General features: G+C 72.4%; 5 protein-coding genes and 1 pseudogene. 3 read left to right on the top strand and 3 right to left on the bottom strand.

Annotation, left to right across the window (positions count from 1 at the left end):
- Nucleotides 1-359 precede the first annotated feature (359 nt).
- Nucleotides 360-2,198 (top strand): glycosyltransferase, encoded by a 1,839-nt coding sequence (locus ACWDX9_RS58450; RefSeq protein WP_449972082.1) that lies wholly within the window; start codon nt 360-362, stop codon nt 2,196-2,198.
- Here ACWDX9_RS58450 and ACWDX9_RS58445 read toward each other — a convergent pair.
- Nucleotides 2,146-3,048, bottom strand: a complete 903-nt coding sequence (locus ACWDX9_RS58445; RefSeq protein WP_449972080.1) for an ABC transporter permease — start codon at nt 3,046-3,048, stop codon at nt 2,146-2,148. The two genes, ACWDX9_RS58450 and ACWDX9_RS58445, sit on opposite strands and share 53 nt — an antisense overlap.
- Before the next feature lie 200 nt (nt 3,049-3,248).
- A complete protein-coding gene (locus ACWDX9_RS58440; RefSeq protein ID WP_449972077.1) occupies nt 3,249-3,884 on the bottom strand; it encodes a TetR/AcrR family transcriptional regulator in 636 nt (211 codons plus the stop codon).
- An 86-nt stretch (nt 3,885-3,970) separates the two neighbouring features.
- Between ACWDX9_RS58440 and ACWDX9_RS58435 the strand changes: the two genes are divergently transcribed.
- Nucleotides 3,971-4,945, top strand: a complete 975-nt coding sequence (locus ACWDX9_RS58435; protein WP_449972074.1) for an NAD(P)-dependent alcohol dehydrogenase — start codon at nt 3,971-3,973, stop codon at nt 4,943-4,945.
- Between the two features lie 25 nt (nt 4,946-4,970).
- Here the strand turns inward: ACWDX9_RS58435 and ACWDX9_RS58430 are convergent.
- A pseudogene (locus ACWDX9_RS58430) lies at nt 4,971-5,642 on the bottom strand (zinc-binding dehydrogenase); the annotation flags it as partial.
- A 54-nt stretch (nt 5,643-5,696) separates the two neighbouring features.
- On the opposite strand from ACWDX9_RS58430, the gene ACWDX9_RS58425 reads away from it, so the two are divergent.
- The coding region (locus ACWDX9_RS58425) for a hypothetical protein (RefSeq protein WP_449972071.1) at nt 5,697-6,029 on the top strand (333 nt) is incomplete at its 3' end.

Below are 6,029 nucleotides of genomic sequence, written 5' to 3'. Positions count from 1 at the left end.
GGCTCCGCGCTCTCCTGGGGCGTGGCGGCCTCGTTCTCGGCGGGGGCGGCGGAGGACTGGGCGGGGGCGGGGGTCTGGGCGGTGGAGGAGGCGAACGCGGCGGCTCCGCCGCCCGCGACGAGGACGGCCACGGTGGCGAGTCCGGGGATGAGCATGGACTTACGCATTGAGATATCTCCGATGCATTGACGTCGTATGGACCCCGCCAGTCTGCGGAAACGTGGGATAGCGCAAGGTTCGGCCAGCCATAACGCCGGGTTAATCCTCGTCCGGAAGCTTGTCCCATGCGGTGTGAAGGTTAGCGTCGCGCTAACCGGGTGCTGAGCGGGCGTTGTGATTTTCTTCCGTACCGTTCGTTCATGAGATCAGGCAGCAGAGCGACGGTCCCGGTGCCGGTCTCCGCGGCATTCCTGGGCCTGGGGGTGGTCGTCGGCTTCGCCGCGCGCACGCCGGCGTGGACCGCGGCGGACGCGAGCGTGAGCCAGGCGGTGCAGTCGCTGCGCGGCCCGTGGCTGACCGCCGTGGCGCAGGTCCTGAACGTGGGATTCGGCACCGTAGTGGGCGCGGGCCTGGCCGCCCTCCTCGTCCTGGGCGTCGCCGTATCGGGACGAGCGCGCGCTGCCAGAGGCATGCTGTTGGTGATCGCCGCCGGGTGGGGAGTGGGTGCGCTGGTCAAGCTCATCGTCGCCCGTCCTCGGCCCGCGGCGGTGCACGCCCTGGTGCGGGAGTTCGGCCCCGACAGCTTTCCCAGCGGTCACGTGTGCCTGACCCTGTCGATCGTGGTCGCGGTGGCGCTGCTGGCCAGGAAGACCCGATACTTCTGGCCCGTCGTGGCGGCGGGAGGCGTGCTCGTGGCCGGTCAGATGGCCGCGAGAGTCTATCTCGGTGCGCACTATCCCACCGACACCGTGGGCTCGGTCATCCTGACCCCGGCCGCCATCCACCTCGTCGTCAACGCGCGACGGCTCGGCCTGTTCCTGCTGCGCGCGGACAACCGCCGCAGGGCGCGCCGGGCCGGCCCGCCCAGCACCCGGCAGGTGAGGATCCTGCTGCTGCACGCGCACGGCATGGGCGGCACCATCAGGACCGCCTTCAACCTCGCGGGCACGCTGGCGGCCGATCACGACGTGGAGATCGTCAGCGTCACCAGGACCAAGGACAAGTCCTTCTTCGAAGTGCCGCCCGGCGTTCGCGTGAGATTCCTGGACGGGCGCGCGGACCGCCGGCCCCGCGGCGCCCTGCTCCGCAGCAGGCTCATCCCTCGGGAGGAGGCCGCGTACGACAGGTTCGACCTGCGTACCGACCTCGCCCTGCTGCGCTTCCTGCGCGGCCTGCGCACCGGCGTCCTGATCACCACCCGCCCCGGACTCAACCTGGTCACCGCTCTGCTGGCGCCGCCCGGCGTGATCACGATCGGGCAGGAGCACACGGGCTTCGGCTCGCACAAGCCCTCCGTCCGGGAGATGATCGTCCGCAGGTACGGCAGGCTCGACGCACTCGTCACCCTGACCGAGGCCGAGCTGAGTGCCTACCGCGCGGCCCTGGGTCCTCGCGCGCCGCGACACCTGCTGCGTATCCCCAACGCCACGCCGCGCCTCACCGGTGGGCCCTCCCTCCTGAACGTCAAGACCGTCGTCGCGATCGGCCGCCTGACCAAGGTCAAGGGCTTCGACCTGCTGCTGCGTGCCTGGCAACAGGTCAGCGCCGTTCATCCCGGCTGGAGGCTGCGCATCGTCGGCTCAGGGCCCGAGCGCGCCCGGCTGCTCGCGCTGACGGCCGATCTCGGCCTGACGGGCTCGGTCGAGCTTCCCGGCCCCTCCCGTGACATCGGCGCCGAGCTCGACGACGCCTCGGTCTTCGTGCTCAGCTCCCGCCGGGAGGGGTTCCCGATGACCATCCTGGAGGCGCTGAGCAAGGGCGTGCCCGTGATCGCCTTCGACTGCCCGCACGGCCCCGGCGAGATCATCACCCACGGCCACGACGGGCTCCTCGTCCCTCCGCGGGACGTCGCCGCCCTCGCCGCGGCGATCGGCCTGCTCATCGAAGACGAGACCGCGCGCCACCTGATGGGGACGGCCGCGTTGGTCACCTCCAAGCAGTACGACCTGGACGTCATCGGCGACCGCTGGACCGAGGTGCTGACCGTCACAGGTCACGCAGCACCGTCAGGGGCGGGCGACGCGCGGCCCGTACTGTAGCGGCTCCTGCGGCCAGCAGCGTCGCGACACCAAGAACCGCCAGAACGGACAGGTACACCCATGGCACGGCCAGCGCGTCGGGAGGCGGGTCGAACACCCCGCTGAGCACGGCCACCAGCATCCGCGACAGCGCCCAGCCGCAGAGTCCGCCCAGCACGGCCGCGGCCATCCCGACCAGCCCCACCTCGGCCCACACGAACGAGCCCAGCTGCCGTGGAGTGGCCCCCAGCACCCTGGCCAGCGCGTACGTGCGGCGCCGCTCGGCGAAGCCGAGCACCAGCAGCAGGCCGGTGGCCAGAGCCGCCAGCGCCAGCGCGTAGCCGAGCTCGATGGCGGTCAGCCCGGCCAGGTCCACGGCGGTGAGGCTGCTGCCGACGACCTGGCGCGTGGTCTCCACGTCGGTGACCTTCGCCGTCGGCCCGAGCCTGCCACGCAGCTCGGCGGCCACCTGGCTCGGCCGGGTCCCGTCGGTGGTGATCAGGTACGTGGTGTCGGCGGGCATGTGGCGGGCCAGGTAGGCGGCGTTGGCGACGAGGAAGCTGTCGCGGGGCGCGGTCGGGAACTCGGTGATGATGCCCGCGTAGTGGAAGGGCACGGTGGCGCCGTTCTCGGTGCGCAGCCGGATCTGGTCGCCGAGGTGGAGCTGGAAGTCGTTGACGGTCTCCTGGCTGACCAGCAGCGCGTCCGGCCGATGGGCGAGCCGGTCGAGGATCTGGCGGGCGGTGGCGCCGAAGACGTAGGTGTCGCGCAGGCGGACGGTGCTGGGGCGGATGCCGTACAGGTCCTGCAGGTCAGAGCCGACATAGGCGAAACGGTGCTGCAGCGGCTCCACCCGTTCCACGCCGGGCACGGCCGCCAGTTGCGGCGCTGTTGCGGTGGTCTGGGAGACGGTGACGTCGGCGCCGCGGTGGCGACGGCGGCGGTGATCCGGATTCCGTACGTCACGGATCTTCCCTTTCTGCGGGTCGGTTTTGTCCTTGCCGATTGTGGGTGGGCAGGGTGGGACCGACCAAGGCGCCGACCGGGCATTTCCCGGGCAATGTCCCGGGGCTACCGCGCCGTCGCCTGCCCGTGCAGGAGGTCGAGGGTGAGGGGCGGCACCGGCGGCAGGGGCTCGGCGTGCTGGGCGCGGAAGGACTGCAGCAGGTACGCCACCAGCCGCCGCGACCCCGCCGCGGCGACCTCGTTCGTCCCGGTGGCGACGCCGCAGTTGGCCTTGAGCAGCAGTGTCAGGTCGGCCGGGTCGAAGTCGGCCCGCAGCCGCCCGGCGGCCTTGGCCCGCCGTACCACCTCGGCGAGGCCCTGCTCGGCCCGCGCCCGCGTGCGCTCGTAGTCGATCGCGTCGGGGAAGGCCGTCAGGAACGCCTCGGTGAACCCCCGGTCGGCGACCTGCATGGCGCACACCGTCTCGATCATCGAGCAGAACCCCCGCCACGGGTCCGGATCGGCCAGCGCCTCGTCCACGACCGACGCGCACGTGGCCAGCTCGTCGCCGAACACCTCCGTGATCAGCGATTCCCGCGAGGGGAAGCGCCGGTAGAGCGTGGCCACGCCGACCCCGGCGCGCCGCGCGATGGTCGCCATGGGCACGTCGAGCCCGCGCGTGGCGTACGCCTCCCGCGCGGCCTCGAGGATGCGTACGCGGTTGTGCCGCGCGTCGGCCCGCAGCGCCGGCGCGGGCTCCATCTGAGAGGGATGACCAGGCATGTTTCTCACATTAACGTAAGTGGACGATGCCATCCGTTTATCCCGGTAGCGTCGCTCACGTGGAGATGAATGCGACTGAGATGCGCGCGGCCCTGTTCGACCGGTACGGGCCGCCGGAGGTGCTGTATGTGGGCACGGTGCCCAAGCCGGCCCCCGGACCCGGCGAGGTGCTGGTGCGCGTGCACGCCATCAGCGTGAACGGCGGCGAGCTGCACGGCCGGGCGGGCAAGGTGCGGCTCGTGACGGGGCTGACGCGGCGGGGCTTCCCGAAACGCATGGGGCTCGACTTCACCGGCGAGGTCGTCGCCCGGGGCCCGGACCCGGCCGAACCCGGCCCCCGGGTGGGCGATCGGGTGTGGGGCGTGCTGGGCCGCACGTTCGGCAGCGCCGCCGAGTACCTGATCGTCCGGCCCCGTCAGCTGTCCCTCGTCCCGGCGGGCCTGGACCTGGTGGAGGCCGCGGCGCTCCCGGTGGGGACGACGGCGATCACGGCGCTGCGCGACAAGGCGGAGCTGCGGCCGGGCGAGCGCCTGCTCGTACGCGGCGGCAGCGGCGGCGTGGGCGTCGTTGCGGTGCAGCTCGGCAGGGCACTCGGCGCCCACGTCACCGCCCTGGCCGGGGCGCGCAACCTCGACCTCGTCCGCGACCTCGGCGCCCACGAGGTCTACGACTACGCCACCACGCGGCCCGCTGATCTGCCGCGGTTCGACGTGGTCCTGGACACCGTGGGCACCGAGCACCCCGCCTACCGGCGCCTGCTCACCCCGTCGGGCCGCATGGTGGCGATCGCCTTCGACGTCAACCGGGCCGCCTCGACGCTGTCGTACCTCGCCGCCTCCACGGTGTACGGCCGGCGGCGCGTACGCTTCTTCAGCGGTCAGCCCACCCACCGCCTTTTCGCCGATCTGGCCCGGTACGTGGAGAGCGGCGCCATCCGCCCGGTGGTGGACACCGTGTTCCCGCTGGAGGAGATCGCCAAGGCGCACCGGGCCCTGGAGGCGGGCGGCGTGCGCGGCAAGATCATCGTGAGCGTCGTCTGAGACCCGCCGGCCCAGGGGCGGAGGGTCAGGGCTGGATGAGGACCTTCAGCGCGGTCCTGCCGTCCATGGCGCGGTAGCCGTCGGGCACCTCGTCCAGCGTGACCGTGCGGTCGAACACCCGGCCCGGTTCGACGGTGCCGTCCAGCACGCCGGGCAGCAGGTCCTCGATGTAGGCGCGCACCGGGGCGGGGCCGCCGGTCAGGGTGATGTTGGGGCCGAACAGGCTGCCGAACCCGACCGGGGCGTCCTCGTACTGCGGCACGCCGACGCGGCTGATCACCCCGCCGGGGCGGACGATGCCGACCGCCGTCTCATAGGCGTTCATGTAGCCGACGGCCTCCAGCACCGCGTGCACACCTTGGCCGCGGGTCAGCTCGCGTACCTTCTCGATGCCTTCGGCGCCGCGCTCGGGCACGACGTCGGTGGCGCCGAAGTCGATGCCGAGCTTGGTCCGGTCGTCGTGGCGGCCCATCAGGATGATTCGCTCGGCGCCCAGCTGCCTGGCCGACAGCACGGCCAGCAGGCCGACCGCGCCGTCGCCGATGACGGCCACCGTGGTACGCGGGTTGACCTGGGCCTGCTTGGCGGCGTGGTAGCCGGTGCCGTACACGTCGGCCAGGGTCAGCAGCGACGGCAGCAGCTCGGAGTCCTCGCCGACGGGCAGCTTGACCAGGGTGCCGGCGGCCTGCGGGTCGCGGCGGGCGACGCCGGAGCCGCCTCCGGCCTGGTCAACACCGCGCATCAGCTGGGCATGGCACTCGGACCGGGCGTTCTCGTCGCCGTCTCGGCGCCCGCCGGACCGGCAGCGGTCACCGCCCGCGTGAGCGCCGCGCTGAGCGGCTCGGCCGTCCTGCCGGCGGTGGTGGTGAGCGCGGGCCAGGACGCCGAGGCGCCGGTGTCTCCAGCCGATCACGGTGGTGGTGATCGCGGCGATGGTGAGGGCCAGGAACAGCGGGGGAAGGAGCAGCAGAACCCGCAGGGAGGCCGGCAGGATGCTCGTGTCCCCGATCAGCGTCAGCGTGAACAGGATGCTGCTGGGCCGCAGGTGTTACACCTCTTTGGTGATCAGCGACCCCGTGGTCCG

The sequence above is a fragment of the Nonomuraea sp. NPDC003201 genome (assembly GCF_053590415.1).
This window is presented reverse-complemented; position numbering and strand designations above follow the sequence as displayed.

Excerpts from the sequence above, each read along its gene's own strand:
- ACWDX9_RS58435 (WP_449972074.1), top strand. The coding sequence starts at position 3,971 with ATGAATGCGACTGAGATGCGCGCGGCCCTGTTCGACCGGTACGGGCCG.
- ACWDX9_RS58450 (WP_449972082.1), top strand. The coding sequence starts at position 360 with ATGAGATCAGGCAGCAGAGCGACGGTCCCGGTGCCGGTCTCCGCGGCA.
- ACWDX9_RS58440 (WP_449972077.1), bottom strand. The coding sequence starts at position 3,884 with ATGGAGCCCGCGCCGGCGCTGCGGGCCGACGCGCGGCACAACCGCGTA.